The organism is Roseateles sp. GW823-FHT07B05, assembly GCF_058794515.1.
This window is the reverse complement of sequence record NZ_JBXAGX010000015.1, coordinates 43006-69112: the sequence shown is the minus strand read 5'-3', so window position 1 is coordinate 69112 and position 26107 is coordinate 43006. Positions and strand designations below refer to the sequence as shown.

Annotated in this window: 22 protein-coding genes; 15 read left to right on the top strand and 7 right to left on the bottom strand. The window is 71.5% G+C overall.

What is annotated here, in order from left to right:
• Positions 1–32 precede the first annotated feature (32 nt).
• From AC1Q7O_RS23610 to AC1Q7O_RS23545, 14 genes are all read left to right on the top strand, one after another.
• The gene (locus tag AC1Q7O_RS23610) at positions 33–2555 is read left to right on the top strand and encodes a GspE/PulE family protein (RefSeq protein ID WP_492661247.1); all 2523 of its coding nucleotides are present in this window, start codon (positions 33–35) and stop codon (positions 2553–2555) included.
• Positions 2552–4276: a GspE/PulE family protein gene (locus AC1Q7O_RS23605; protein WP_492661248.1), complete on the top strand. Its 1725-nt coding sequence runs from the start codon at positions 2552–2554 to the stop codon at positions 4274–4276. Before AC1Q7O_RS23610 ends, AC1Q7O_RS23605 begins: the two co-directional genes overlap by 4 nt.
• The gene (locus AC1Q7O_RS23600) at positions 4273–5505 is read left to right on the top strand and encodes a type II secretion system F family protein (protein WP_492661249.1); all 1233 of its coding nucleotides are present in this window, start codon (positions 4273–4275) and stop codon (positions 5503–5505) included. The genes AC1Q7O_RS23605 and AC1Q7O_RS23600 overlap by 4 nt, the downstream gene beginning before the upstream one ends.
• A gap of 153 nt (positions 5506–5658) precedes the next feature.
• Positions 5659–6051, top strand: coding sequence for a prepilin-type N-terminal cleavage/methylation domain-containing protein (locus AC1Q7O_RS23595; RefSeq protein WP_492661250.1), 393 nt, complete (start codon positions 5659–5661; stop codon positions 6049–6051).
• A complete protein-coding gene (locus AC1Q7O_RS23590) occupies positions 6051–6509 on the top strand; it encodes a pilus assembly FimT family protein (RefSeq protein WP_492661251.1) in 459 nt (152 codons plus the stop codon). The genes AC1Q7O_RS23595 and AC1Q7O_RS23590 overlap by 1 nt, the downstream gene beginning before the upstream one ends.
• Positions 6510–6547: 38 nt before the next feature.
• Positions 6548–7120 carry a type IV pilus modification PilV family protein gene (locus AC1Q7O_RS23585; RefSeq protein WP_492661252.1) on the top strand — a complete coding sequence of 191 codons (573 nt, stop codon included), beginning with the start codon at positions 6548–6550 and terminating at the stop codon, positions 7118–7120.
• Positions 7098–8090, top strand: coding sequence for a PulJ/GspJ family protein (locus AC1Q7O_RS23580; protein ID WP_492662755.1), 993 nt, complete (start codon positions 7098–7100; stop codon positions 8088–8090). Before AC1Q7O_RS23585 ends, AC1Q7O_RS23580 begins: the two co-directional genes overlap by 23 nt.
• A 2-nt stretch (positions 8091–8092) precedes the next feature.
• The gene (locus AC1Q7O_RS23575) at positions 8093–8545 is read left to right on the top strand and encodes an agglutinin biogenesis protein MshP (RefSeq protein WP_492661254.1); all 453 of its coding nucleotides are present in this window, start codon (positions 8093–8095) and stop codon (positions 8543–8545) included.
• Positions 8542–12525: a botulinum neurotoxin N-terminal receptor binding domain-containing protein gene (locus AC1Q7O_RS23570; RefSeq protein WP_492661255.1), complete on the top strand. Its 3984-nt coding sequence runs from the start codon at positions 8542–8544 to the stop codon at positions 12523–12525. Before AC1Q7O_RS23575 ends, AC1Q7O_RS23570 begins: the two co-directional genes overlap by 4 nt.
• The gene (locus tag AC1Q7O_RS23565; RefSeq protein ID WP_492661256.1) at positions 12525–13520 is read left to right on the top strand and encodes a hypothetical protein; all 996 of its coding nucleotides are present in this window, start codon (positions 12525–12527) and stop codon (positions 13518–13520) included. The genes AC1Q7O_RS23570 and AC1Q7O_RS23565 overlap by 1 nt, the downstream gene beginning before the upstream one ends.
• Positions 13520–14206, top strand: coding sequence for a PilN domain-containing protein (locus tag AC1Q7O_RS23560; RefSeq protein WP_492661257.1), 687 nt, complete (start codon positions 13520–13522; stop codon positions 14204–14206). Before AC1Q7O_RS23565 ends, AC1Q7O_RS23560 begins: the two co-directional genes overlap by 1 nt.
• On the top strand, positions 14203–14880 hold the full coding sequence (locus tag AC1Q7O_RS23555) for a hypothetical protein (RefSeq protein ID WP_492661258.1): 678 nt from the start codon (positions 14203–14205) through the stop codon (positions 14878–14880). The genes AC1Q7O_RS23560 and AC1Q7O_RS23555 overlap by 4 nt, the downstream gene beginning before the upstream one ends.
• Positions 14877–15266, top strand: a complete 390-nt coding sequence (locus AC1Q7O_RS23550; RefSeq protein ID WP_492661259.1) for a hypothetical protein — start codon at positions 14877–14879, stop codon at positions 15264–15266. Before AC1Q7O_RS23555 ends, AC1Q7O_RS23550 begins: the two co-directional genes overlap by 4 nt.
• Entirely contained in the window at positions 15263–17044 is a 1782-nt protein-coding gene (locus AC1Q7O_RS23545; RefSeq protein ID WP_492661260.1) for a secretin GspD/PilQ domain-containing protein, read from the top strand. The genes AC1Q7O_RS23550 and AC1Q7O_RS23545 overlap by 4 nt, the downstream gene beginning before the upstream one ends.
• A 12-nt stretch (positions 17045–17056) precedes the next feature.
• Here AC1Q7O_RS23545 and AC1Q7O_RS23540 read toward each other — a convergent pair whose 3' ends face one another.
• From AC1Q7O_RS23540 to AC1Q7O_RS23510, 7 genes are all read right to left on the bottom strand, one after another.
• On the bottom strand, positions 17057–18928 hold the full coding sequence (locus AC1Q7O_RS23540; RefSeq protein WP_492661261.1) for a right-handed parallel beta-helix repeat-containing protein: 1872 nt from the start codon (positions 18926–18928) through the stop codon (positions 17057–17059).
• Between the two features lie 90 nt (positions 18929–19018).
• Positions 19019–19900 (bottom strand): DMT family transporter, encoded by an 882-nt coding sequence (locus AC1Q7O_RS23535; RefSeq protein WP_492661262.1) that lies wholly within the window; start codon positions 19898–19900, stop codon positions 19019–19021.
• Entirely contained in the window at positions 19897–20385 is a 489-nt protein-coding gene (locus tag AC1Q7O_RS23530) for a methylated-DNA--[protein]-cysteine S-methyltransferase (RefSeq protein ID WP_492661263.1), read from the bottom strand. Before AC1Q7O_RS23530 ends, AC1Q7O_RS23535 begins: the two co-directional genes overlap by 4 nt.
• Entirely contained in the window at positions 20382–21833 is a 1452-nt protein-coding gene (locus AC1Q7O_RS23525; protein ID WP_492661264.1) for an Ada metal-binding domain-containing protein, read from the bottom strand. The genes AC1Q7O_RS23530 and AC1Q7O_RS23525 overlap by 4 nt, the downstream gene beginning before the upstream one ends.
• Before the next feature lie 54 nt (positions 21834–21887).
• Positions 21888–22631, bottom strand: coding sequence for a substrate-binding periplasmic protein (locus AC1Q7O_RS23520; RefSeq protein WP_492661265.1), 744 nt, complete (start codon positions 22629–22631; stop codon positions 21888–21890).
• Between the two features lie 47 nt (positions 22632–22678).
• The gene (locus AC1Q7O_RS23515; protein ID WP_492661266.1) at positions 22679–23425 is read right to left on the bottom strand and encodes a LytR/AlgR family response regulator transcription factor; all 747 of its coding nucleotides are present in this window, start codon (positions 23423–23425) and stop codon (positions 22679–22681) included.
• Complete coding sequence (locus tag AC1Q7O_RS23510) at positions 23422–24555, bottom strand: sensor histidine kinase (RefSeq protein ID WP_492661267.1); 1134 nt, start codon at positions 24553–24555, stop codon at positions 23422–23424. The genes AC1Q7O_RS23515 and AC1Q7O_RS23510 overlap by 4 nt, the downstream gene beginning before the upstream one ends.
• Before the next feature lie 137 nt (positions 24556–24692).
• Here AC1Q7O_RS23510 and AC1Q7O_RS23505 point away from each other — a divergent pair, with 137 nt between their 5' ends.
• The gene (locus AC1Q7O_RS23505; protein ID WP_492661268.1) at positions 24693–26090 is read left to right on the top strand and encodes a phosphomannomutase/phosphoglucomutase; all 1398 of its coding nucleotides are present in this window, start codon (positions 24693–24695) and stop codon (positions 26088–26090) included.
• Positions 26091–26107 lie beyond the last annotated feature (17 nt).

Sequence of the window (26107 nt, the reverse complement as noted above, 5' to 3'; positions counted from 1 at the left end):
GCCGCAACGCCGGGCCTCCATAATCAGCGGCCATGACCGACCCGTCCGAGCCACTGCCCTGGCCCCATGGCGACGCCGCGGCCAGCGCCGAGCCGCCACCGGGCTTCCTCTGGCCCAGCCCTCCTTACGCGGCCTACCCTCAGCCGCAGGTTCAGCAAGGCCCCGAGGCCTGCGAGATCCTGGGCCTGAACAACAGCCGCAGCAACGGCCAGCTGCTGGCGCTGGACGCCGTCGAGCGCACCGTGCGCATCAACGTGCCACCGGCGCGCAACAGCATGCCGCTGAAGTTCAGCCAGTTCCGCGCCATCAAGCTGCTGCGAGCCATCGCCGTGCCGCCGCGCGACGACAGCGATCTGGCCGCGCCGCTCAGCGTCGACCAGCGCCCGCGCAGCGACTTCCGCCTCGTCTTCAACGGCGGCGACGAGCTCAAGGGCGTCACCATCGGCCACCAGCACGACAAGCTGGGCCTGTTCCTGTTCCCGCCGCTGTCCGACAGCGATGACTCGGTGCGCCGCGTCTTCATCCCGCGCGAGGTGCTGGCGCATTTCGAGGTCGGCGAGCGCATCGGCGACCTGCTGCTCAAGGACCAGCTCGTCACGCAGGAGCAGCTCGCGGCCGCCGCCGTCGAGCAGACCGGCCTGCGCCAGAAGCGCGTCGGAGACATCCTCGTCGAGCAGCAGATCGTCACGGCCGAACAGCTGCTGCGAGCCATCGAGCAGCAGGCGCGCATGCCCATGGTGCGCATCGGCGAGGCGCTGCTGGCGCTGGAGCTGGTGACGCCCGAGCAGCTGGAGACGGCGCTGGTGCAGCAGCGCGACGACCGCTCCGTGCCGCTGGGCGAGCTGCTGGTGCGCAAGGGCGTCATCAGCCGGGCGCAGCTGCAGTCGGCGCTGGCCCGCAAGATGGGCTACCCGGTCGTCGATGTGGAGAACTTCGCCATCGAGCCCGACGCCGTGCGCAAGCTGCCGTTCGCCGTCGCCAAGCGGCTGGAGATGCTGCCGCTGGTGCTTCGCGAGGGCCGCCTCATCATCGCGATGGAAGACCCGACGCGCCGCGACGCCATCGACGAGGTGGAGTTCATCACGCAGCTCAAGGTCGTGCCCACGCTGACCCGGCTGGGCACGCTGCAGTTCGCCATCCCGACCACCTTCGACCGCTTCGGCAGCGAGGCCGTGTCGCGCAGCAGCATCGACCCGCTGCCCGACCTCACGCCCGACTTCACGCTGGAGAGTTCCAACAAGCTCATCGAGAGCCTGGAGCGCGACAGCAGCGAGCGCTCGGCCCGCGAGGACGAGCCGGCCATCGAGCAGAGCGACAACTCGCTGGTGCGCCTCATCAACACGATGATCAGCGAGGCGCACAACCAAGGCGTGTCCGACATCCACATCGAGACCTACCCGGGCCGCGAGAAGCTCAAGATCCGCTTCCGCCGCGACGGCCAGCTGCAGCCCTACCTGGAGCTGCCGCACACCTACCGCAACGCGATGATCGCGCGCATCAAGATCATGTGCGACCTGGACATCTCCGAGCGCCGCAAGCCGCAGGACGGCAAGATCAACTTCGCCCGCTTCTCGTCGCAGCACCGGCTGGAGCTGCGCGTGGCCACCATCCCGACCAACAACGGGCTGGAAGACGTCGTCATGCGGCTGCTGGCCTCCAGCCGGCCCATCCCGCTGGACCGCATCGGCCTCACGCCGGCCAACCGCCGGGCGCTGGAGACGGCCGTGTCGCGCCCCTACGGCATGGTGCTGTGCGTGGGCCCCACGGGTTCGGGCAAGACGACGACGCTGCACTCGGCGCTCAGCCACATCAACACCGCCGAACGCAAGATCTGGACGGCCGAGGACCCCATCGAGATCACCCAGGCCGGGCTGCGCCAGGTGCAGGTCAACCCGCGCATCGACTGGACCTTCGCGAAGGCGCTGCGCGCCTTCCTGCGCGCCGACCCCGACGTCATCATGGTCGGCGAGATCCGCGACCAGGAAACCGCCGAGATCGCCATCGAGGCGTCGCTGACGGGCCACCTGGTGCTGTCCACGCTGCACACCAACAGCGCCGCCGAGACCATCACGCGGCTGCTGGACATGGGCATGGACCCGTTCAACTTCGCCGACTCGCTGCTGGCCGTGCTGGCGCAGCGGCTGGTGCGGCGCAGCTGCGCGGCGTGCCAGGTCGCCGAGCCCATGAGCGAGGCCGAGCTGGGCGAGCTGCTGGACGACTTCCTGCACGTCTTCCCTGCCGATGCGCGCCCCGACCGCGCGGCGCTGGCCGCCGCGTGGACGCGCGAGCACGGCAAGGACGGCCGGCTGATGAAGTTCCACAGCCCCGGCTGCGCGGCCTGCGGCCACAGCGGCTTCAAGGGCCGCGCCGGCCTGCACGAACTGCTGACCGTTTCCAAGAACCTGCGCCGCATGGTGCAGACCGGTGCCCGCGCCGAGGAACTCTTCCACGCCGCGCTGGCCGAGGGCATGCGCTCGCTGCGGCAGGACGGCATCGTCAAGGTGCTGCACGGCGTGACCACCCTGGCTGAAGTCCACGCCACCAGCAACACATGACCGAAGAAGCCGCCGCCGCCCCCCGCCCCAAGCTGCGCCTGGGCGACGTCCTCGTCGAGCAGCAGCTGATCTCGGCCGACCAGCTGACGCAGGCGCTGGAGCTGCAGCGTGCCACCGGCAAGAAGCTGGGCCGCCTCCTCATCGAGGCCAACCTCATCACCGAGGAGGCGCTGGCCCACGTGCTGGCCCGCCAGTTGCGCGCGCCGTTCGTCAACCTGAAGACCTTCCCGCTGAAGACCGAGCTGGTGCGGCTGCTGCCCGAGACGCCCGCACGGCGCTTCCGCGCGCTGGTGCTGGAGGAGCGCGGCGACACGCTGCTGGTGGCCATGGCCGACCCGCTGGACCTGTTCGGCTTTGACGAACTGGCCAAGATCCTGAAGCGCCGCCTCGCGATGGCGGTGGTGGCCGACAGCCAGCTCGCCGCCGTCTTCGACAAGCACTACCGCCGCAGCGATGAGATCTCCGGCCTGGCCAAGGCGCTGGAGAAGGACATCGGCGACGCGGTGGACTTCGGCACGCTGCAGGCCAGCGTGGGCCAGGAGGGCGCGCCGGTCGTGCGGCTGCTGCAGAGCGTGTTCGAGGACGCCACGCGTGCCGGCGCGTCCGACGTGCACATCGAGCCGCAGGAAGGCGAGCTGCTGATCCGCACCCGCGTTGACGGCATCCTGCAGACGCTGACGCAGGCCGACAAGCGCATCGCCCCGGCGCTGGCGCAGCGGCTCAAGCTGATGGCCGGCCTGGACATCTCCGAGAAACGCCTGCCGCAGGACGGCCGCTTCACGCTGCGCCTCTCCGACCGCACGCTGGACGTGCGCCTGTCCACCATGCCCAGCCAGTACGGCGAGTCGGTCGTCATGCGGCTGCTGGGCCAGGGCTCGGCACTGCGCCGGCTGGACCAGATCGGCATGCCCGACGACATGCTCAAGCGCTTCCGCGAGCTGCTGGCGCGCGACTCCGGGATGATCCTCGTCACCGGTCCCACGGGCTCAGGCAAGACGTCGACGCTGTACGCCGCGCTGGCCGAGCTGGACGCCGAAAAGCTCAAGATCATCACGGCCGAGGACCCCATCGAGTACCGGCTGCCGGGCCTCACGCAGGTGCAGGTCAACGACAAGATCGACCTGGACTTCGCCAAGGTGCTGCGCGCCGCGCTGCGGCAGGACCCCGACGTCATCCTCGTCGGCGAGATGCGCGACGCCGAGACCGCCGAGATCGGCCTGCGCGCCGCCATCACCGGCCACCTGCTGCTGAGCACGCTGCACACCAAGGACACCGTCTCCACGCCGTTCCGGCTGCTGGACATGGCGGCGCCGCCCTTCATGGTGGCCACCTCGCTGCAGGCGGTGCTGGCGCAGCGGCTGCTGCGCGGCGTCTGCAAGCACTGCGCCGAGCCGCACCACGCCACGCCGCAGGAGCAGGCCTGGGTCAACGAGGTGCTGTCGCTCAACGGCGAGGCGCCGGCGCCGGTGGCCAGCGTCAAGGGGCGCGGCTGTGCGGAATGCCACGGCACCGGCACCCAGGGCCGGCGCGGCATCTACGAGATGCTGGAGCTGGACCCCGACATGGCGCTGGCCATCCAGAAGAGCGACGCCGGCGCCTTCCTGGCCGCGGCGCGCCGGTCGCTGAAGGGCAAGACGCTGGCCGACCGCAGCCTGGCGCTGGTGCGCGAGGGCAAGACGTCGCTGGCCGAAGCCGTTCGCATCAGCGTCGACCCTGAATGAGCAACTTCGCGTTCAAGGGCCGCAACGGCCGCGGCGAGCTGGTCGAAGGCATCGTCGATGCCGTCAGCAGCGACGCCGTCGCCGCGCAGCTGATGGCCGGCGGTGTCGTGCCGGTCAGCATCGAGCCGACGCAGGACGCCGTCAGCGCGGCCACCGGCGGCGGCTGGCTGCAGGCGCTGCTGGCCCGGCCCATCACCGGCGAGGACACGCTGGTGCTGACGCGCCAGCTCTACACGCTGCAGAAGGCCGGCGTGCCCATCCTGCGCGCGCTGGCCGGGCTGGAGGCGTCCACCAGCCACCCCGGCATCATCAGCCTGCTGCAGGACGTGCGCGCGAGCCTGGACCAGGGCCGCGAGCTGGCCACCGCCTTCGCCCGCCACCCGGCCGTGTTCAGCGCCTTCTACATCGCGATGACGCGCGTGGGCGAGCTGACGGGCCGGCTGACCGAGGTGTTCCAGCGCCTGTCCGAGCACCTGGAGTTCGAGCTGGACATCCGCGCCCGCATCAAGCAGGCGCTGCGCTACCCGCTGATGGTGATCGTCGCGATGGCCATCGCGCTGATCATCATCAACCTCTTCGTGCTGCCCAAGTTCGCCGAGGTCTTCGCGCACTTCAGGAGCGAGCTGCCGCTGATGACGCGCATCCTGCTGGGCTTCTCGGGCTGGACCGTCAAGTGGTGGCCCCTGGTGCTGGCCGCGGGCATCGGCACCGTGTTCGCCTGGCGCAACTGGCTGGCCACCGCCAGCGGCCGCTACACCTGGGACCGCTTCAAGCTGCGCCTGCCCATCGCCGGCGACATCGTGCTGAAGGCCACGCTGGCCCGCTTCGCGCGCAGCTTCGCGCTGGCCAGCAGCTCCGGCGTGCCCATCAGCCAGGCCATGACCGTGGTGGCGCAGACGGTGGACAACGCCTACATCGGCGCCCGCATCGAGCAGATGCGCGACGGCGTGGAGCGCGGTGAGAGCATCTCGCGCTGCGCGACCGGCACCGGTGTCTTCACGCCCATCGTGCTGCAAATGATTGCGGTGGGCGAGGAGACCGGCGAGCTGGACACGCTGATGACCGAGATCGCGCAGATGTACGAGCGCGAGACCGACTACGCCATCAAGGGCCTGTCCGCCGCCATCGAACCCATCCTGCTGGCCATCATCGGCGCGCTGGTGCTGGTGCTGGCGCTGGGCGTCTTCCTGCCGCTGTGGAACCTCGGCCAGGCGGCCATGGGGCGCTGACGCCACGCCCGGCGTGTGAACCTTGCAACGGTTTGCAGGCCGGCGTCGGCGGGGGTGCAGCGCGCTGTGCGCAATTCACTTCCGGCGTGGCGCCGGCTGGCCGATAGTTCGCCCACTCCCGGACGACAGCGCACCGCGCAGGAAGGACTCTCCATGAACAAGTCTCAACAAGCTGGTTTCACGCTCATCGAGCTGGTGATGGTCATCGTCATCCTGGGCGTGCTGGCCGCCGTCGCACTGCCCAAGTTCGTCAACGTGGACGACGATGCCAAGCAGGCCGCCGTCAACGGCGTGGCCGGCGCGCTGAGCTCCGGCTCGGCCATCAACTACGCCTCGCGCAAGGCCAACGGCACCAAGGGCGTGGCCATTGCCAACTGCAGCGACGTCGAGAAGACGCAGCAGAGCTACACCGGCACCGCCGGCACCGGCCTGCCCAGCGGCTACACCATCACCGCTGCCGCCATCACCGCCGAGTCCACCGTCACCACCTGCGTCGTGAACGGCAACGGCAAGCAAGCCAACTTCACGGCCACCGGCATCTCCTGATGCGCGAGCCACGGCCACGCATCTCGCGTGGCTTCACGCTGATCGAGCTCATCCTCGTCCTCGTGATCACAGCCGCCCTGGCGGTGTTCGCCCTTCCCAAGGTGGTGGACACGACGCTGTGGCGGCTGCGTTCGTTTGGCGACGACCTCGTCGCCCGCCACCACGGCATGCTGCGGCTCGCGCTGCAGCAGCGCCGGCCCATCGTGGCGACGATCACCGGCAGCGGCGTCAGCTGGGCTTACGCGGGCGGCGCCAGCCTCGGCAGCCTGCCCTGCCCTGCCACCGAGTCGCCCTGCATCGCCGAAGGCGGCAGCCGCACCGTCACGTTCAACAGCGCCAACAGCGGCGCCACCGCCACCAGCACGGCCACCAGCCTGACCGTCACGGTCGCCTCCGGCAGCTACAGCCAGGCCTACCGTGTCGAGACCGACACGGGCCTGATCTACGCCCTTCCTTGACGCTTCGGCGGCACGCTGCCTGGGCTAGCATGACCCGCATGCACCTCCCCCGCCGGGCCCAGGGCCTCACGCTGATCGAGCTGCTGCTGTTCATCGCCATCGTCGGCATCGCGCTGGCGGCGATGCTGCGGGTCTTCACGACCGCCACCGCGGGCAGCGCCGACCCCGCCATCCGCCGCCAGCAGCTGGCCATCGCCGAATCGCTGCTGCGCGAGGTGCAGCTGATGCCGTTCACGTGGTGCGATCCGTCGACGCCCAACGTCGCGACCGCCACGGCCGCCACCAGCACCGAATGCGGCGGCACGGTCGAGGCCCTCGGCCCGGAAGCCGGCGAGACCCGCTACGGCCCCACCACCTACTTCAACAACGTCAACGACTACCACGGCTTCTCGATGGCCGGCATCAGCGACATCGCCGGCAACGCGGTCAGCGGCCTGGCGGGTTACTCGGCCAGCGTCACGGTGGCCGCCGCGGCGCTGGACACGCTGACCGCTGCCAGCGGCGATGCGCTGAAGATCACCGTCACCGTGACGCCGCCCGGCAACCGCGCCGCCGACGCCGTCGTGCTGCAAGGCTGGCGAACCCGCTATGCGCCCAACTCGCCGTTCTGAGCGATCTCCGGTTGCGGGCCGAGCGCTGGGCCGCTCCCGAGCCGGCCCGCCATGGCGATGTGCTTGCCGGTCCACCCGGCAAGCATCGCCGTCCCCTCGGGGGACCGACCAGACTCGCTCGCGTTCAGCGATGCGAGGTTGGGCGAGGGGCACAACATTGCAGCGCGGTTTCACGCTGATCGAGGCGGTCATGGTGATCGCCATCACCGGTGTCGTCATCGCGATGGTGTCCATCTTCATCGCGCCGGCCACGCAGGCCTACTTCGCCAGCGCCACCCGCGCCCAGCTCACCGACGAGGCGGACACCGCGCTGCGCCGCATCGCCCGCGACCTGGCCGGCGCGCTGCCCAACAGCGCGCGCATCACGGGGCAGAGCCTGGAGCTCATCCCCGTCAGCGCCGCCGCGCGCTATGCGGTGGGCACCGACGCGGCCGACCCGCTGCTGTTCGGCACCGCCGACACCAGCTTCGCCATCGTCGGCCCGGCGCTGAAGCTGTCGGCCGGCAATCAGCGGCTGGCCTGGTACAACCTCGGTCCCGGCGTGCCCGACGCCGACGCCTACACGCAGGCCAACGTCCGCGTGGCCTCCACCGCCGCCGGCAGCGTCAACAGCGTGACCATCGCCGGTGCGGCGCTGCCGGTGTCGCTGCAGGCGGCGCCCTACCGCGTCTACGCCATCGAGCAGCCGGTGACCTACCGCTGCGACACGACGGCCGGCGTCAACACGCTGACGCGCTACACGGGCTACGGCTTCCTGGCCACGCAGCCCGACCCACCCAGCGGCGGCACGGCGGCCGTGCTGGCGCGGCATGTGCAGAGCTGCAGCTTCAGCTACGACGTGCCGGCCATCGCGGCGCGCTACGCGCTGGTGACGCTGAGGCTCCAGCTGGGCATCAACGATGCGAGGGACTTCGCCGACAAGGAGTCGGTCACGCTGTACCACACCGTCCATCTGGACAACCTGCCGTGACCATGCCCTCGCCTTCCCCGCAGCGCGGCTTCACGATGATGTCCATGCTCTTCATCCTGGTGGTGCTGGCCGCGCTGGGCACGGCGCTGGCGTCGCTGAGCCAGCGCCAGCAGCTGGGCTCGGCCGGCGAGCTGGCCGCGGCCAAGGCCTACCAGGCGGCGTTCGCCGGGCTGGAGCTGGGCAGCCAGCAGATCCTGCGCGCCGCCGGCCAGCCGGCCTGCCCGTTCACGACGCGCTCGTTCACGCTGCCCGACCAGCTCGCCGACTTCACCGTCACCGTCGCCTGCACGCGCACACCCGCCGCCGGCACCGTCACCGACGACGGCATCGCGATGGCCTTCTACACACTGGTGGCCACGGCCTGCAACCTCCCCACCGGCGGCGCCTGCCCCAACACCGGCACGGCCGAGCCCACCTACGCCGAGCGGCAGCTGAGCCGCAGCCTGAGCAAATGAGACGCTGGCTCGCCCCCCTCCTCACGCTGGCCGCGCTGGCGCTGCCCACGGCGGCCCGCGCCGTCGCCTACGACCTGCCGAACAACATGCCGCCGGGCTGCACCCGCAGCAACAGCAACTACACCTGCCCGGCGGGCAGCCTCGCCTATGGCGACACCGTCACCGTCAGCGCGCCCAAGCCCGCCACCGTCACCATCACCGGCAACTTCAGCACCGACACCTCGCAGATCAACCAGGCCGGCACCGCCAGCGACTTGACGCTGATCGTCAACGGCACGCTGACGCTGGGCTACCAGGCGCGCATCAAGGCCAACATCACGGCCAACGCCGTCAACGACGCCGGCGGCGGCAACGTCGTCATCACCGGCAACCTGACGGCCAAGGCCAACGGCAACATCGCGCTGGCCTACCAGACGACCGTGTCTGGCAACGTCAGCACCAGCGGCACCGGCACCATCACGACCCCGCAGAGCGGCAGCATCGGCGGCAACGTGACGGGCGGCAGCGGCGCCATCAGCATCAGCGAGGCCGGCACCGTGGCCGGCAGCGTGACGGGCAGCGGCAGCATCAGCGTCGTGCAGAGCGCCGTCGTCTCCGGCAACGTGGCCGCCGGCGCGGGCAGCGTCAGCCTGGGCTTTCGCTCGCGCGTGAACGGCAACCTGGGCACCACCGGCGCGATCACGACGGGCCAGGAGTCCTACGTGGGCGGCAGCATCACCGGCGGCGCCGGCAACGTGTCGGTGGGCTACGCGGCCACCGTCGTCGGCACGCTGACGACCAGCAGCGGCACCATCAACTTCGAGCAGGCCGCCACCGCCTCGGCCTGCGTCAAGTCCACCGGCAGCGCCAGCATCACGCTGGGCTACCAGAGCAACATCAACAGCGTCTGCTGCGGCGCCAGCTGCAGCACCAGCTGCGTGGCCAACAACTCCACCTACGCGATGCCGCCGGCCTGCGCGGGCGCCACGGCGCTGGTGGCCGACTACCGCATGGATGAGACGACCGCCTGGAACGGCACGGCCGCCGAGGTGAAGGACGCCAGCGGCAACGGCTATCACGGCCAGTCCGCAACGGCGTCGGCCGGCACGCCGGTGGCCACCACGGCCAGCGGCTCGCCGGCCTACGGCACGACCAGCAACGGCAGCTGCGGCTACGGCCTGTTCAGCCGCAGCACGCCCGTCAACGCGGCCTACACCTACGTGCAGCTGCCGGGCGGTTTCCCGTCCATGACCGGCAACTTCACCGTGCTGGCCTGGATACGCAGCACGTCGCCGGCGCAGTCGGGCCAGCGCATCCTCGTCAACGACGACAACCAGAACGGCTGGGCACTGAGCCTGGGCGATGCCGGCAGCGCGTCGCTGCGCCTGTTCAACCGCAACCTGAACGCCAGCGGCAGCGTCACGATCGGTGGCAGCAGCGGGGCCGGCGCCAGCACCGCCGCCTGCAGCGGCGGCACCTTCTGTCTGGACAGCGCGCCCATCATCGCGGCCAACACCTGGTACTACGTCGCCGCCACCGTCGACACCGTCAACAAGCAGGTGCAGACCTTCATCTACAACACCAGCGGCACGCTGCTGGCCAGCGCCTCGTCGGCCTTCACCGGCAGCTGGGTGGCCGGCAGCGGCGGCACGGCCATCGGCGGCGAGTCGGCCAGCTCCAGCGAAGGGCAGACCAGCGGCTTCCACTTCCTGGGCAACATCGACGAGCTGCAGGTCTACACCGGGCTGCTGAGCAGCAGCGCCATCAGCGCGCAGCTGTCGCGCTCGCGCAGCTGCCCGGTGCCGGCCATCACTAGCTTCACGATCAGCGGCACCGGCAGCGCGTCCACCTGCTCGCCGCAGACGCTGACCATCACGGCCAAGGACAGCAACGGCGCGACGCTGACGGGCTACACCGGCACCATCAACCTCAGCACCAGCTCGGGCGGCGGCGACTGGAGCGCCGGCACCGGTCCCGCGCCCTCGGGCACGCTGCTGGCCGGCAGCGCCAACAGCGGCCTGGCCAGCTACACCTTCGCGGCCGGCGACGCCGGCGTTGTCCGGCTCAGGCTCACGCACAGCCTGGCGCAGAACGTCACCGTCACGGCCGTCGACAGCGTGGTGCCGGCCACCAGCAGCACGTCGGCCGCCATCACCTACCGCGACAACGCCTTCGTCTGGACCGAGGACACCGGCAACCTCGTCACCGGCAGCTTCGTCGCCGTGGCTGGCCGCAGCCACGACATGCGGGTGTCGCTGTGGAAGAAGGACGCGAGCACCGGCAACTGCAGCGTCGCCACCGACTACACCGGCAACCGCAACCTCAAGCTCTGGCGCACCGACAACGGCGGCCCCTGGACGGCGCCCAGCGTCGTCAGCCCCGCGCTCAGCGTGCCGGCCGGCAAGCCAGGCGCCAACAACCTGACGCTGGCCTTCACGAGCGGCGTGGCCAACTTCAATCTCGCGACCACCAACGTCGGCAAGTACGCGTTCAGCCTCGACGACGACTCGCTGGCCTACGCCGCCACCACCGTCAGCGGCAGCAGCACCGACCTGACGGTGCGCCCGTTCACGCTGGCCATCACCGGCCTGACCGCCAGCGGCACCGCCAACCCCGGCGCCAGCGTCGACACCGGCAGCGTGTTCGCCAAGGCCGGCGCGCCGTTCTCTGCCACCGTCACCGCCTACCGCTGGAGCAGCGGCGCCGACGCCAACAACGACGGCGTGCCCGACACCGGCGTGACGCTGGCGCAGGTGTCGGCCGGCGGCGCGGCGACGGGCTTCAGCGCCAGCGTGTCGCTGACGCCGCTGGCGGGCTCGCAGACACCGGCCGGCGGCGTGCTGGGCACGCTGGCCAACAACGTGCTGAGCGGCTTCAGCAGCGGCACCGTCACGGCCGCCAATGTCAGCTACAGCGAGGTCGGCAGCTTCCTGCTCAACACGTCGGCGGTCGTCGGCAATTACCTGGGCACAGCCGGCGTCAACCTGGACGCCCTCGTCTTCAACGCCGCCGGTTCGCAGCAGCCACGCGTGGGCCGCTTCATCCCCGCCGGCTTCGACGTGAGCGGCTTCACCGTCACGCACCGCAACGCGCTGGCCTGCACGCCGGCCTCCGCGTTCAGCTACGAGGGCGAGGCCATGACCTTCGCGTTCACGCTGACCGCCCGCAACGCCCCCGGCGCCACCACGCAGAACTACACCGGCAGCTTCGCCAAGCTCTCGCCCACCAACACGGCCGGCTTCAACGTCGCCGGCATCTCCGGCAGCACGCTGTGGAAGCCCGGTGGCCGCATGACGACGAAGTCCGCCGGCGGCAGCTGGAGCAACGGCGTCGCCAACATCAGCCTGACCGCCACCGCCGAGCGCGGCAGCGCACCCGACGGCCCCCACCCGAATGCACAGTTCGGCATCGCGCCGGTGGACAGCGACAACGTGGCCATGCTGACGCTGAACCTGGACACCGACGCCCCCGCCGACGGGGCGGACCGCGCCTTACTGGGGCAAGTGCCGCTGCGCTACGGCCGCCTGCGCCTGCAGAATGCGATAGGCGCCGCCAACCGCGTGCTGCGCCTGCCGCTGACGGCCCAGTACTGGGACAGTGCCACCTCCACCTACAAGACCAACGACTTGGATTCCTGCACCCGGATCACCGCCGCCAACCTGAGCTTTGGCAACCTCCGCAAGGGGCTGACGACCGCCGATGCGGTGATGAGTCCCGCCAGCGTGACGGTCAACCCCACGCAGCCGGCCTACGTCACGCTGGCGGCGCCGGGCGGCGGGCGTGCGGGCAGCCTGGACGTGGCGCTCGCGCTGGGCGCCAACAGCACCGACGCGTCCTGCCTGGGCTGGACACCGGCCATCGCGGCGACCGCCGGCGCCAACCTCGACGCGCTGCGCGGCGCCTGGTGCGGCAGCAGCGCCACCCGCGACCCCAGCGCCCGCGCGACCTGGGGCGCCTACCGCGGCGCCGACGGCGTGGTCTACCAGCGGGAGAACTACTGATGCGCTGGCCCTGGCAACCCCGCCGCAGCGGCCAGCGCCTGCTGCTGCGCCGCGTCGGCGGCCAGCACGCTTTCGTGCTGACCGACGGCCCACCCGGCGACGCCCCGGCCCGGCTGCTGCGCTGGGGCCTGCTACCCGAGGCAAGACCTGTCGCCGCCGGCGAGGCCATCGCGCTGCTGGACCCGGCCGACTACCAGGTGCTGAAGGTCGACACGCCGCAGGTGCCGCAGGACGAACTCAAGGCCGCGGCGCGCTGGCAGGTCAAGGAGCTGGTGGACGTGGACGCCGCCGAGCTGACGCTGGACGTCATGCACGTGGGCGGCGACGTCGAGCGCCCCAACGCCACGAGTGCGCGGCAGCTGTTCGTCGTCGCGGCGCGCAACCGCGCGATCAAGGCACTGACCGACGGCGCCGCCGGCATCAGCGAGCAGATCGGCATCGTCGACATCTGGGAGACGGCACTGCGCAACCTGCTGGCCCGCCAGGCGCGTGCCGACGACCTCGCCGCGCGCGCCTGCGCGGCCGTGCTCATCGACGCGCAGCACTGCCTGCTGGTGGTCTGCGCCGGCGACGAGCTGTTCTACACGCGCCGCCTGGAGGGCGACCCCAAGCTGCTGGCGCGGGCCCGTGGCGACCAGGCCGACGCGCCCGCCGCCGAGCTGCCGCTGGGCTTCGAGTACCAGCCCGGCGGCACCTTCGATGGCGGCGACGCGCAGGAGTCGCCGCTGGTCGTGGAGCTGCAACGCTCCATCGACGTGTGGGAGCGCAGCTGGCCCGACCTGCCGCTGGCGCGGCTGTACGTCATCACCGCCGCGCATGCCCCCGAGCTGGCGCTGCTGATCCAGCGCGAGCTGGGGCAGCGCACCGTGGCGCTGGACGCGCTCGCCGCCTTTGCTGCCCCAGCGCCTGCGCCCGAGGGCGATGCCGCCCAGGCGCTGGCCGCCTGCCTGCCGCTGCTGGGTGCGGCGCTGCGCACGGACACCAGGAAGCTCTGATGGCCCAGCAGATCAACCTCCTCACGCCCATCCTGCTGGCCCCCAGGCGCCACTTCTCGGCGCTGGCGCTGCTGCAGGCCACGGCGCTGCTGCTACTGGCCGGCCTGGCTGCCGCGCTGTGGCTGCAGCAGCGCGACCGCAGCGCCGAGGCCGGACACCAGGCCATGCTGGCGAACTACACCGCCGAGCGCCAGCGGCTGACGGTGGCACGCGCCAACCTGCCCGCCCCGCAGGACGCCGCCCAGCTGCAGCAGCAGCTGGCGCTGCTGGAGACCGGCAACACCGAGCGCCGCGCGCTGCTGCAGGCTTTGGGCGCCGAGGGCGGCGAGGACGGCGTACGGGCGGGCCAGCGCCACTCCGACCTGCTCGCGCTGATCGCCCGCAGCCTGCCCGAGCCGGTGTGGCTGGGCGAGCTGCACCACAGCGCCGGCCGCGTCGAGCTGGTGGGCGGCACCTTGAACACGGCCGCGCTGCGGCCCTGGCTGGGCCAGCTGTCGGCGCATCCGCTGCTGGCGGGGCAGGAACTCTCGGCACTGCGCGTGGAGCGCGTCGGCGCGGCCAGCAGCGACGCCGGCAAGCCGCTGCTGCCCGGCAGCGACGCGCTGGGCCAGGCGCGGCTGCCGGTGTGGGCCTTCCGCGTCGTCAGCGCGCCCGCGCGGCCCGCAGCCTCGGGAGCCACGCGATGAAGGCCTCCACCCCCGTCACGCTGGCGCCGCTGCGCGCGGGCTGGGAGCGCCAGGCCCGGCGCATCGACGCGCTGAGCCTGCGCGAGCGCGCCATCCTGTTCCTCAGCATCGTCGCCGTGCTGGCGGCGCTGTTCGACACGCTGGTGCTGGGCCCGCTGTCCGCCCGCGCCCGGCTGCGCGCCGAGGTGCAGGCCGTGCAGGCCGCCGAGGTCGCGCAGCTGCGCCAGCAGTTCGTCGCGGCCAGCCAGAACATCGGCGACCCGGCCGGCCAGCTGCAGGCGCAGCTGGACAAGGCGCGCGTCGAGCGCGAGCGGCTGGACGGCGAGCTGCGCAAAGCCGGCTCGGTCAGCGGCGGCGAGGGCCTGGCCACCGTGCTGCAGCGCCTGCTGGCGCGCCAGCCGGGGCTGGTGCTGGAGCAGCTCGCGCTGCTGGACGACGCCCCCGCCGCGCCGGCGCCAGCATCCGCATCGGCGCCCGCCGGCGTGCCCGGCGTCAGCTGGCAGGGCGTGGAGCTGCAGGTGCAGGGCGGCTACCACGACATCCAGCGCTACCTGCAGGCGCTGGAGCGCGAGCTGCCCGGCCTGCGCTGGGGCGAGCTGCACCTCAGCGTGCCCGGTGCCACCGCGGCGCCGCGGCTGCGCGCGCAGCTCTTCCTGCTGAGGGTGCAGCCATGACGATGAAAGCCCCACCCGCGCTGCTGTTGCTGCTGGCCGCCGCGCTGGCGGCCCAGGCCCAGGACACGCCGCGCGACCCCACCACCTGGCCCGAGGCGCTGCGCAGCGCCGTCGCGGCCTCCGGCCCGGCCTCGGGCGTGGAGCCCGAGCGCGAAGGCATACGCCACGTCGTGTTCACCAACGGCCGCGCCTACGTCGTGCAGCGCGGGCGCCGCTACGGCATCGGCGAGCAGCTGGACGGCGCGCGCATCGAGCGCATCAGTGAGCAGGCCGTGTGGCTGCGCGAGGCCGGTCAGGTTCGGCGCGAACCGCTGTACGGCGGTGTCGAGAAGCGTCCGCCCGCGCCGCCGCCGGCCGCCAGGAAATCCAAGGAGAAGCAGCCATGAAGGCCCCGGTCCCCTGTCGTCCCCGTCTTCTGCTGTTGAGTGCCGCCGTCGTGCTGCTGGCCGGCTGTGCCGACAAGCCGCTGCGCGTGGCCCAGCCCAGCCAGTCGCTGCGCGAGGAGCTGCAGGCGCAGCGCCCGGCAGCACCGGCCCCGGCCGCCTCGGCGCCCGAGGTGCAGGCCATGCCCGTGCCCCCGCCCGCACCGGCGCTGCCGCCCGAGCCGCGCTTCGACCTCATCGTCAACGGCGCCCCGGCGCGCGACGTGTTCCTGTCCCTCGTCAGCGACACGCGCTACAGCATGCTGGTGCACCCCAGCGTGGCGGGCACGCTGTCGGTCACGCTGAAGGGCGTCACGCTGCGCGAGTCGCTGGACGCGATCCGCGAGGTCTACGGCTTCGACTACGCCATCGACGGCCGCCGCATCACCGTCTTCCCGCCCACGCTGCAGACGCGCGTGTTCTCGATCAACGCGCTGGCGCTGCAGCGCAGCGGCCGCAGCGAGGTGCGCGTCAGCTCCGGCGCCGCGCCGCTCAGCAACCCGAACAACGCCGGCGGCTCGACGGGCACGGGCAACGCGGGCAGCGCCGGCGGCGCCAACACGGTGCTGCAGCAGGAGAGCAGCCAGCTCAGCACCAAGGTCACAAGCGACTTCTGGGCCGAGACGAGCACGGCGCTGCGCGCGCTGGTGGGCGGCGGCGAAGGCCGCACCGTCATCGTCAGCCCGCAGACCGGCACGCTGGCCGTGCGCGCCATGCCCGAGGAACTGCGCCACGTGGAGGCGTGGCTGAAGGCCACGCGCGTGGCGGTGGAACGCCAGGTGATGCTGGAGGCCAAGATCGTCGAGGTGGAGCTGCGCGAGGGCTACCAGAGCGGCATCGACTGGTCGCGCGTGGGCGACCGTGGCGCCATCGGCCAGACCAGCGCGAACCCGTCCATCCCGAGCGGCGTCAACGGCATCATCAACCCGCTGGTCAGCAACACGCGCGGGCTGCCCACGCTGTCCAGCGGCACGCAAAGCCCCAGCTGGCCCGACCTCATCCCGCTGCCGTCGGCCGGCGGCGGCACCTTCGGCCTGGCGCTGGCGCGCGGCGGCTTCCAGGCTCTGCTGAGCTTCATCGAGAGCCACGGCGACACGCAGATCCTGTCCAGCCCGCGCATCGCGACGCTGAACAACCAGAAGGCCGTGCTCAAGGTCGGCACGGACGACTACTTCATCACCGGCATCAGCGGCAGCAACAGCGGCACGACGACCGGCACCAACGGCACGACGACCAACCAGATCCCGACGCTGACGCTGACGCCGTTCTTCAGCGGCATCGCGCTGGACGTGACGCCGCAGATCGACGCGGCCGACATGATCACGCTGCACATCCACCCGTCGGTGTCCAACGTGACGGAGAAGGTCAAGCAGGTGGACCTGGGCTCGGTGGGCAACTTCCGCCTGCCGCTGGCCAGCTCCAGCGTCAACGAGACCGACACGGTGGTGCGCATCCCCGACGGCCACATCGTCGCCATCGGCGGCCTGATGCAGATGGAGGCGACGCGCCGCGGCTCCGGCCTGCCGGGCGCGGACAGCAACCCGGTCACGTCGCTGCTGTTCGGCAACCGCGCCAACAACGGCCGCAAGCGCGAGCTGGTGGTGCTCATCAAGCCCAGCATCATCCGCAGCGCGGAGGACTGGGAGCAGCACAACCGGCTGGTCAGCGAGTCGCTGAGCGACACCGAGAGCCGCTCGCGGCGCGTGATCCGGCTGGACGGCGCCACCACGGCGCCGAAGTAGCGCGACGCGGCGTCAGCGCGACGCCGCGGGCAGCGCGCCCGGCAGATGCGTGGCGCCGGCCCAGCCCAGCAGCTTGCGCACGTCGGCCGGCACCGGCAGCGGCTGCACGCCGTCCGGCACGCGGGCCAGCTCGAAGCGGCGCAGCTCGGGGCTGCTGAACACGGCCCCATCGGGCGTGGCGAGCGCCCTGCCCTTGGCTTCCACGCCCGGCACCGCCTGGCGGAAGTCGCCCAGCGTCGCGAAGCTCGCCTGGCACGGCGCGCCCGAGGTGCCCGTGGCAGGTGCCCAGCTGATGAGCGGCTGGGCGCCCGCGGGGCGGATGTAGACGTTGCCGTCGACACGCGTCGTCATCGGCGCGGTGACCTTGCCGCAGGTGACCGGCGCCTGCTCGAAGCGCAGCAGCGGGCCTTTCACGCCGGCGTCGGCCACCAGCAGGTTGCCCTCGAAGACATGGCCCACGCGTTCGTTGACGTCCGGCCCGGTCTGCGGGTGCCAGCCAAAGTGGTCGCCCTGCGCGCTGCGCTCGTTGCGGTCGATGAGCACGGGCGAGTTCACGAAGGTGTTGTGGTGCAGCTTCGCGCCCGAGCTGTTCAGAATGCGCGCGCCCTGCTGGTTGTTGACGAACACGTTGCCCGCCACGGTCAGGCCCTTGGAGATCTCGAAGAAGACCCCGGCCATCGTGCCTTCGACATGGTTGTTGACGAACACACCATCCTTGTTGCCGACGTCCCACCAGACGCCGTTGGAATACGGCTGCTCGATGACGAGGTTGTCGCGCACGACGACGCGGTGCGACTGGTTGAAGATCTTGACGGCGGCCGGGTAGTAGCCGGTCAGCCGCTCGACGTTGTTGCGCCGGATCAGGTTGCGCTCCAGCAGCACGTCGGACGAGCCGATGACGTAGATGCCCTCGGTACTGGTGTCGCTGATCAGCGAGTTGCGGATGACGAGCTTGTCACCGCGGAAGAAGCCGGCCACGCGCGAGCAGTGCGTGATGGTGACGTTCTCCAGCAGCGTGCCGACGACCTCCTTGCCGTGCTCGCTCTCGGGCGACGGGCCGACGGGATCGTCGGTGGGCTCCTCGGACACCTTGGTCGCGGGCTTCTTGCCCTCGATGTCGATGGCCCGATAGGCGTACTGCGTGAACGTGATGCCGCGGATCTGCGGGCCCAGGCGGTCGGACGGCTTGCCGTGCACCTCGCGCGACGGGCGGTGCAACGCGACGTCATGCGCCGTGATCTCCACCAGCCGACCGGCGGGGCTGGCGCCGATGTAGACATGGCCCTTGGCGTAGTCGATGTAGTAGCTCTTTGCCGTCACCTCACCCGGCCAGCCGGCGGACTGCAGCGCCTCGCCGTCGATGAACACCATGTCGTTGTTGAAGCGGTGCAGCGGCGTCAGCATGGCCTCGCGGTCGGCATGCCACCAGCCCAGCGGCGCCGCCGGGAACAGCGTGGCCCAAGTCGTGCGCCAGACGTTGTTGGGCAGCGCCTGCCACTCGCCCGCGACGCGCGTGCCCTTGAGCACCGGCACCTCGTCCAGGTAGGGCTGGATGGTGATGCCCTGGTTCAGCTGCAGGCCGCCGGTGCGGTAGGTGCCGCCGCGCATGACGATGGCGTCGCCGGTGACGACGCGGGCGATGGCGGACTCGATCGTCGTGGGCTCGCTGATCGATGCGCCGGCCGAGTCGGCCTTGCCGTCGGGAGCGACGAAGTAGACGTGCGCCGCCTTGGGCACCGCGTAGCGCTGCGGCACGGGGCCGTAGGGGCCGCCGGACGGCTGCGCCCAGGCCGGCGCCACCGCCTGGAGGGCCAGCAGGCCCAGTGCGCCAGCCCAGCGGCGCAACGTCGCCAGCGGCGAACGGGAGGGGGTCGGGGAAGTCATGCGGTCTCCATCTGCGCCAAACGGTAGCGCTACCAATCGTTATGGCCGCACGCTACCACGGCTTGGCGCCACCGCCCTCCCCCGCGGGCATCAACGCGGTTTCGGCCCCACCAGCCCCAGCGCCAGCGCGATGCCCACCAGCACGATGGCGCCGCCCGCCACCATCTGCGCCGTGACGGCCTCCTGCAGGAACAGCGCGCCCCACAGCATGGCGAACAGCGGGATCAGGAAGGTGACGGACACCGCGTTCGTCGGCCCCACGCGGCTCATCAGGCGGAAGTACATGATGTAGGCCAGCGCCGTGCACAGCCCCGCCAGCGCCAGCGCCGCGCCCCACGCGGTGCCGCTGGGCAGCGCCGCTGGCCACAGCACGGCGGCCGGCAGCGCCAGCATCAACGCCGCAGCCAGCTGGCTGCCCGTGGCCACGGCCAGCGGCGAGACGCCGGACAGGTAGCGCTTGGTGGCGTTGGCGGCCACGCCGTAGCAGAGCGTGGCGCCCGCGCAGGCCAGCACGGAGAAGAAGCCGCTGTGGTCGGCACCAGCTTTGAAGCTGGCCTTGTCCCAGGCCAGGAAGGCCACGCCGGCAAAGCCGATGACGAGGCCCAGTGCGCGCCACGGCGTGAGGCCCTGGCGCAGCCAGACGAAGGCGACGACGGCCGTCCACAGCGGCGTCGTCGCGTTGACGATGCTGGACAGGCCCGCCGTGATGGACAGCGCCGCGAACGAGAACAGCGCGAACGGGATGGCGCTGTTCAGCGCGCCGACGAGCAGCAGGCCCTTCCAGTGCGTGCGCAGCTCGGCCAGCTGCCCGCGCGAGGCCAGCAGCGGGATTAGCATGACGCTGGCCAGCCCGACACGCACGAAGGCCAGCGCGACGGGCCCGAACTCGTGCGCGCCCAGGCGCATGAACAGGAAGGACGCGCCCCACAGCGCCGCGAGCAGCACCAGCTCGCCGAGGTCGAACGGCTTCATGCGGTGGCGCCCTCCAGGCTCAGCAGGGCCTGCTTGCGGTCCAGCCCACCGGCATAGCCGGTCAGCGAGCCGTCGGCGCCGACGACGCGGTGGCAAGGCACCAGCACCGAGATCGGGTTGCGGCCCACGGCGGCGCCCAGCGCGCGGGCGGCGCTGGCGCGGCCCAGCCGTTCGGCCAGGTGGCCGTAGGTGTCCGGCGCGCCGGGCGGGATGTCCAGCAGCGCCCGCCAGACTTCGCGCTGGAAGGCCGTGCCGGCCGGGTCCAGTGGCGGCAGCGTGAACGGCTTGCCGCTGAAGTAGGCCGTCAGCGCGGTGGCGGTGGCCGTCAGCACCGGGTCGCGGCCGCCGTCCTCGGGCACGGCCAGCGGGCCGGGGTGGTGTTTCTGGCCGTCGAACCACAGGCCCGACAGGCCGGCGGCGCTGCGGGCGGCGGTCAGTGGGCCCAGCGGCGTGTCGATGCGGCGTTGCAGGATGTGGTGGGTCATGCGTGTCTCCAGAGGTGCAGCACGGCGTAGCTGCGAAAGGGGCGATAGCGCTCGGCGGCTTCAAGGTAGGCCTTGGGCGACACCGGCGGGCCGTCGCCGCTGAGCGCCTTGCGCAGCACGACGTCGCCGGGCGGGAAGGCGTCGGGCCAGCTCCAGCCGCGCATCAGCATGTAGCCGGCCGTCCAGGGGCCGATGCCGGGGACCTGCGTCAGCTCGGCCGCGGCGGCTTCCGCACTGCCCTCGCGGCGCGCGAACGCGAGCGCCGGCCAGGCCTGCGCCAGCGCGATGAGGCTGTCAGCTCGGCGGCCGATGATGCCCAGCGACGCGATGTCGTCGCGCGTCGCGGCGGCGATGCGCTCGGGCGTCGGGAACAGGCGCTGGCAGCCGTCGGGCGCGTCGGCCAGCGCCTCGCCGAAGCGCTCGACGAAGCGGCCCGCCAGCGTGCGCGCAGCGGCCACGGTGACCTGCTGGCCCAGCACGGCGCGCACGGTCAGCTCGAAGCGGTCCAGGCAGCCCGGCAGGCGCTGGCCCGGCACGCTGGCGTCGCCTAAAGCGGTGGCGATGGCGTAGGGGTCGGCGTCCAGGTCCAGCCAGCGGCGCAGCAGCGGCAGCAGTGAGCCCACCGCCGGCCACAGCGTGGGCGACAGCTCCACGGCCACCTCGCCCGGCCGCTGGAAGCCCACGCGCAACCAGCCGGCATGGCGCTGGCCGGCGTGCGTCAAGGCCAGCGAGCGCGTGATGGCGCCGGCCTCCACCCGCTCGACGCCGGCGACGGCACGCGGCGCCAGGAAGGCCAGCACGCCGGCGACGTCGTACGGCTCGCGGTAGCCCAGCCGCAGCCGCGACGTGGGCGCGTGGCCGCTGCCGTCGCGCCCGGCGCGGCGCAGCGCCGTCGGCTGCAGCCGGTAGTGCTCCAGGAAGGCCGCGTTGAAGCGGCGCAGGCTCGCGAAGCCGGCGGCGTAGGCGACGTCCTGGACCGGCAGCGCGCTGTCCGTCAGCAAGGCCTTGGCCAGCAGCAGCCGGCGCGTCTGCAGGTATTGCAGCGGCGACACGCCATGCTCGGCCAGGAAGATGCGGCGCAGGTGGCGGCTAGTGATGCCCAGGTGGGCGGCCAGGCCTTCGACGCTGGCTTCGGCGTCGTCGCACGCGTCCAGCCACGCGGCGGCCTGGGCGGCCAGCGTGCGCGACGCGTCCATCGTCGTCCACGGCAGCGCGCGCGGCGCCAGCTCGGGCCGGCACTTCATGCAAGGGCGAAAGCGCTCGGCCTCGGCCTGCGCCGCCGTCGAGAAGAAGCGGCAGTTCTCGCGCCGCGGCAGCCGCACGCGGCAGACGGGCCGGCAGTAGATGCCGGTGGACGTGACGCCCACGTAGAGCCGCCCGTCGAAGCGCGCGTCATGCGCCTGCAGCGCGGCGTAGGCGGCGTCGGGAGGCAGGGTGTCGGTCAACATGCGGCCAGTCTAGGTGGCGCTCCTGCCAGGGTCTGGCAGTTTTCGGACATGCCCCTAGTCGGCCTGCATCGCGTCCGGGTAGCTCTTGCGCAGCTGGGCGACAACACCGTTGTCGACGAGGTGCTGATAGGCGGCGATCACGCGGCGGACGGTGTCGTCGCTCATTGCGGCGCCGGCAGCGGCGTAGAAGTCATAGCCCTGGCTCAACGGCGTGATGCGCAGGCCCTCGCCGCCGGCACGGGTGTCGATGGCGCGCAGCACCGGCTCCGGGCCGAGGACGGCGTCCACGATGCCGCGGTCCAGCAAGGCCAGCAGTTCGACGAAGTCCTTGCCCTCGACGATGTGAGCGATGCCGGCCGGCTCCAGCAGGCTGCGGCCGACCGATGCGCGCAGCGCCCCGATGCGCAGCGTCTTCAGCGCCGACAGATCCCCGGCCACCGGCCCCTGCGTCGGCCGCGTGAACACCGCGAAGCGGAAGCGCCCCACCGGGAACAGCCAGCGGAACTGCGTTTCGCGCTCGGGCGAGCGCGTCACCACGAGCGCGGCCTGGGCCTGGCCGGCCTGCAGCATGCGCAGCGCCCGCGCCCACGGGTAGATGTGCAGCACGGCATCCAGCCGGGCCTGCCTGACGACGCGCTGGAACAGGTGGAAGGCATAACCGTCCGGCCCCGCGGTGCCGCGCCACAGGTAGGGCGGGATGTCGTGGCCAACCCAGACCGCGGACGCTGCACGCGCAGCGCCGCCAAGGCCTGCAAGCAGGCTGGCGAGAGTCAGAGGAATGGCGCGGCGGGGCAGCATGTCGGCGGCAGGCGGGGAAGCCCGACTCTAGCCGCAGCCGCCCGGCTTCACATCGCCTTGAACAGATGCACGTAGGCGCGGCTCACGGGCAGCTCCCGGTCGCGGCCCCGCACGCGCACGAACAACCTGCTCTGGTCGTCGCGCCGGGTGCCGTCGAGGTGGGCCAGGTTGACGATGGTGGAGCGGTGGATCTGCCAGAAGCGGTCGGGGTCCAGCTGGCCGGCGAGCTCGAAGATGGGCGTGCGGATGAGGTGCTCGGCCGTGGCCGTCTGCACGATGGTGTACTTGTCGTCGGCGTGGAAGAACAGCACGTCGTCCACCGACACCTGGTGCATCAGCTCACCCTGGGCCGCGCGGATGTAGCGCAGCCGTGCGGGCGCGGCGACGGCAGCGGGCAGCAGGCGCCGCAGCGTCTCGGCCAGCGCACCGTCGCCCTCGGGGGCCGCCGCGCGCAGGCGCTGCACGCAGGCTGCCAGGCGCTCGGCCTTGAGCGGCTTGAGCAGGTAGTCCACCGCGCGCGCCTCGAAGGCGTCGACGGCGTACTGGTCGTAGGCCGTCACGAAGACGACGCGTGTCGCGCCCTCGATGCCCTGGGCCACCTCCAGCCCGGTCAGGCCGGGCATCTGGATGTCCAGGAAGGCGATGTCCGGCTGCAGCTCGGCGATGGCCTGCGCCGCCTCCAGGCCGTGCGCGGCGACCTTGACGATCTGCAGCTCGGGCCAGGCCTGGGCGAGCTGGGCCTTCAGGTACTGGGCCAGGTGGGGTTCGTCGTCGGCGATCAGGGCGGTGGTCATGTCGGCAGGCTGTTCAAGGGAATGTGGATGCGGGCGCGGGTGCCGCCGCCGTCGCGGGGCTGCAGTTCCAGCGTGGCGAAGACGCCCCAGCGGGCGGTCAGGCGGGCGCGGATGTTGGCCAGGGCGACGCCGTTGCCGGCGCGGCGCTTCGGTCCGCCCAGCCCCTGGCCGTCGTCCTCCACGTCGATGACGAGGGCGCCCGCGTCGCCGCGCCGCACGCTGACGGCGATCTCGCCGCCGCCGATCTTGGGCTCCAGACCGTGGTGGATGGCGTTCTCCACCAGCGGCTGCACCAGCAGTGGCGGCAGCTCGACACCGGCCAGCTCGGCCGGCAGATCCAGCCGCACGCGCAGCCGCTCGCCCATGCGCAGCTGCATCAGGCCCAGGTAGGCCTCCAGCATGGCGAACTCCTGCGCCAGCGTCGTCGCCTCGCCGCGCAGCTGGCCCAGGCTGGCGCGCAGGTAGTCGGTGAAGCGCTCCAGCATCAGCTTGGCCCGCTCGGGGTCGAAGTCGATGAGGCTCTGCACGTTGGCCAGCGTGTTGAACAGGAAATGCGGCTCGATCTGGCCCTGCAGCAGCCGCAGCTGGGCTTCGGTGACGCGCGCCTGCAGCTGCTCCTGCTTCCAGCGGGCGCGGTAGCGCACGCCGATGACGATGGAGACGAGTGCCGAGATGCCCAGGAACTGGCCCCAGAAGGCCGGCTGTGCAAGCGCCCTCTGCCAGCCCTTGGCGAACCAGACCTGGTCCACCACCGACAGGCCGAACACAATGCCGATGGCGGAACAGGCCACCGACACGCCCGTGTAGAACAGGCCGGCGCGCCAGTCGCGCCAGCCGACGATCGTGTCGATCCAGCGCTGCGGCGCGAGCTTCTCGAAGCCGCGGAAAACGATGAAGAAGCAGGCCGTCACGCAGGCGCTGACGATCAGGTGGCCCGGCACGTCACGCAGCCACCAGCGCTCCGTGCCCAGCTGCCGGCCCTGCACGCCGTGGATGACGGCAAAGAAGAACCCGAAGCCGGCGAGCCACAGCACATAAATCAGCATGCGCACGCGCAGCCGGTCGGGCCGGTGCTTCATCAGTGTGCGCTGGTGGCGCCAGGCCTGGGCGAATTCCTCGGGGAAGCTCATGGGTCGCGAGTGTAGGAAGCCCGCGCGGCATGCCCCTTGCATGAGTGACGGATCGACAGCCCGTGCGATGGATGGCGAGTCACACCCCGTGCCTACAATCCGCCGCGATTTCAAACCCAGTATTCAAGAGGGAATTCATGCAGGTCAACGCATCCATCTTCAAGGCCTACGACATCCGCGGCGTCGTCGGCACGACCTTGGACGAGGCACTCGCCGAACACCTGGGCAAGTCCTTCGGCACCGAGGCCAAGGCCCTGGGCGAGAAGGCCGTGGCCGTGGGCCGTGACGGCCGCCTGTCGGGCCCCGGCCTGGTTGCCGCGCTGATCCGCGGCATCGCGTCCACGGGCCTCGACGTCGTCGACATCGGCGCCGTGACGACGCCGATGCTGTACTACGTGGCCGCCACGCGCGGCAAGCATGGCTGCAACTCCGGCATCATGGTCACTGGCAGCCACAACCCGAAGGACTACAACGGCTTCAAGATGGTGCTCAAGGGTGCCGCCGTCTACGGCGAGCAGATCCAGGGCCTGAAAAAGCGGATCGAAGCCGAGGACTACGCCACCGGCAAGGGCCGCGTCGGCCAGATGAACATCGTGCCCGAGTACACGGCCCGCGTCGTCAAGGACTGCAAGCTGGCCCGCCCGATGAAGATCGTCGTCGACAGCGGCAACGGCATCCCCGGCGCCTCGGCTCCGGCCATCCTGCGCGCGCTGGGCTGCGAGGTCATCGACATCTTCTCCAAGGTGGACGGCGACTTCCCCAACCACCACCCCGATCCCAGCCGCCCCGAGAACCTGGAAGACCTGAAGAAGATCGTCCACGCCACCGACGCCGAACTGGGCCTGGCCTTCGACGGCGACGGTGACCGCCTCGGCATCGTCACGAAGGACGGCGAGATGATCATGCCGGACCGCCAGATCATGCTGCTGGCCGCCGACATCCTGAAGCGCCAGCCCGGCGCCGAGATCATCTTCGACGTCAAGTGCACGCAGCGCCTGGCGCCGTGGATCAAGGAACACGGCGGCAAGCCGCTGATGTGGATGACGGGCCACTCGCTGGCCAAGGCCAAGCTGAAGGAAACCGGCGCACCGCTGGCCGGCGAGCTGTCGGGCCACATCTTCTTCAGCGAGCGCTGGTACGGCTTCGACGACGCCATGTACACGGCCGGGCGCATGCTGGAGATCCTGTCCCGCGACGCCGACCCCAGCGCCACGCTGAAGGGCCTGCCCAACAGCTTCAACACGCCCGAGATCAACGTGCCCTGCGCCGAAGGCGAGCACCACGAGGTCGTCAAGAAGCTCAAGGAGCTGGTGACGCCGGCCGACCTGCCGGGCGTGCTGGAGATCAACACCATCGACGGCATGCGCTTCGAGTACGCGGACGGCTTCGGCCTGATCCGCCCGTCCAACACGACGCCGGTGCTGGTGCTGCGCTTCGAGGGCCACACGCCCGAGGCGCTGGAGCGTATCCAGCACGACGTGCTGGCGCAGCTCAAGCGCGTGAAGCCGGACGCGAAGTTCGCCGCTGGGCACTGAAGCCCCTCGCCCAGGCT

Excerpts from the sequence above, each read along its gene's own strand:
- AC1Q7O_RS23515 (WP_492661266.1), bottom strand. The coding sequence starts at position 23,425 with ATGACCACCGCCCTGATCGCCGACGACGAACCCCACCTGGCCCAGTAC.
- AC1Q7O_RS23575 (WP_492661254.1), top strand. The coding sequence starts at position 8,093 with ATGCCCTCGCCTTCCCCGCAGCGCGGCTTCACGATGATGTCCATGCTC.
- AC1Q7O_RS23600 (WP_492661249.1), top strand. The coding sequence starts at position 4,273 with ATGAGCAACTTCGCGTTCAAGGGCCGCAACGGCCGCGGCGAGCTGGTC.
- AC1Q7O_RS23565 (WP_492661256.1), top strand. The coding sequence starts at position 12,525 with ATGCGCTGGCCCTGGCAACCCCGCCGCAGCGGCCAGCGCCTGCTGCTG.
- AC1Q7O_RS23605 (WP_492661248.1), top strand. The coding sequence starts at position 2,552 with ATGACCGAAGAAGCCGCCGCCGCCCCCCGCCCCAAGCTGCGCCTGGGC.
- AC1Q7O_RS23585 (WP_492661252.1), top strand. The coding sequence starts at position 6,548 with ATGCACCTCCCCCGCCGGGCCCAGGGCCTCACGCTGATCGAGCTGCTG.
- AC1Q7O_RS23590 (WP_492661251.1), top strand. The coding sequence starts at position 6,051 with ATGCGCGAGCCACGGCCACGCATCTCGCGTGGCTTCACGCTGATCGAG.
- AC1Q7O_RS23540 (WP_492661261.1), bottom strand. The coding sequence starts at position 18,928 with ATGACTTCCCCGACCCCCTCCCGTTCGCCGCTGGCGACGTTGCGCCGC.
- AC1Q7O_RS23510 (WP_492661267.1), bottom strand. The coding sequence starts at position 24,555 with ATGAGCTTCCCCGAGGAATTCGCCCAGGCCTGGCGCCACCAGCGCACA.
- AC1Q7O_RS23535 (WP_492661262.1), bottom strand. The coding sequence starts at position 19,900 with ATGAAGCCGTTCGACCTCGGCGAGCTGGTGCTGCTCGCGGCGCTGTGG.
- AC1Q7O_RS23505 (WP_492661268.1), top strand. The coding sequence starts at position 24,693 with ATGCAGGTCAACGCATCCATCTTCAAGGCCTACGACATCCGCGGCGTC.
- AC1Q7O_RS23545 (WP_492661260.1), top strand. The coding sequence starts at position 15,263 with ATGAAGGCCCCGGTCCCCTGTCGTCCCCGTCTTCTGCTGTTGAGTGCC.
- AC1Q7O_RS23570 (WP_492661255.1), top strand. The coding sequence starts at position 8,542 with ATGAGACGCTGGCTCGCCCCCCTCCTCACGCTGGCCGCGCTGGCGCTG.
- AC1Q7O_RS23525 (WP_492661264.1), bottom strand. The coding sequence starts at position 21,833 with ATGTTGACCGACACCCTGCCTCCCGACGCCGCCTACGCCGCGCTGCAG.
- AC1Q7O_RS23560 (WP_492661257.1), top strand. The coding sequence starts at position 13,520 with ATGGCCCAGCAGATCAACCTCCTCACGCCCATCCTGCTGGCCCCCAGG.
- AC1Q7O_RS23520 (WP_492661265.1), bottom strand. The coding sequence starts at position 22,631 with ATGCTGCCCCGCCGCGCCATTCCTCTGACTCTCGCCAGCCTGCTTGCA.
- AC1Q7O_RS23550 (WP_492661259.1), top strand. The coding sequence starts at position 14,877 with ATGACGATGAAAGCCCCACCCGCGCTGCTGTTGCTGCTGGCCGCCGCG.
- AC1Q7O_RS23610 (WP_492661247.1), top strand. The coding sequence starts at position 33 with ATGACCGACCCGTCCGAGCCACTGCCCTGGCCCCATGGCGACGCCGCG.
- AC1Q7O_RS23555 (WP_492661258.1), top strand. The coding sequence starts at position 14,203 with ATGAAGGCCTCCACCCCCGTCACGCTGGCGCCGCTGCGCGCGGGCTGG.
- AC1Q7O_RS23580 (WP_492662755.1), top strand. The coding sequence starts at position 7,098 with ATGCGCCCAACTCGCCGTTCTGAGCGATCTCCGGTTGCGGGCCGAGCG.
- AC1Q7O_RS23595 (WP_492661250.1), top strand. The coding sequence starts at position 5,659 with ATGAACAAGTCTCAACAAGCTGGTTTCACGCTCATCGAGCTGGTGATG.
- AC1Q7O_RS23530 (WP_492661263.1), bottom strand. The coding sequence starts at position 20,385 with ATGACCCACCACATCCTGCAACGCCGCATCGACACGCCGCTGGGCCCA.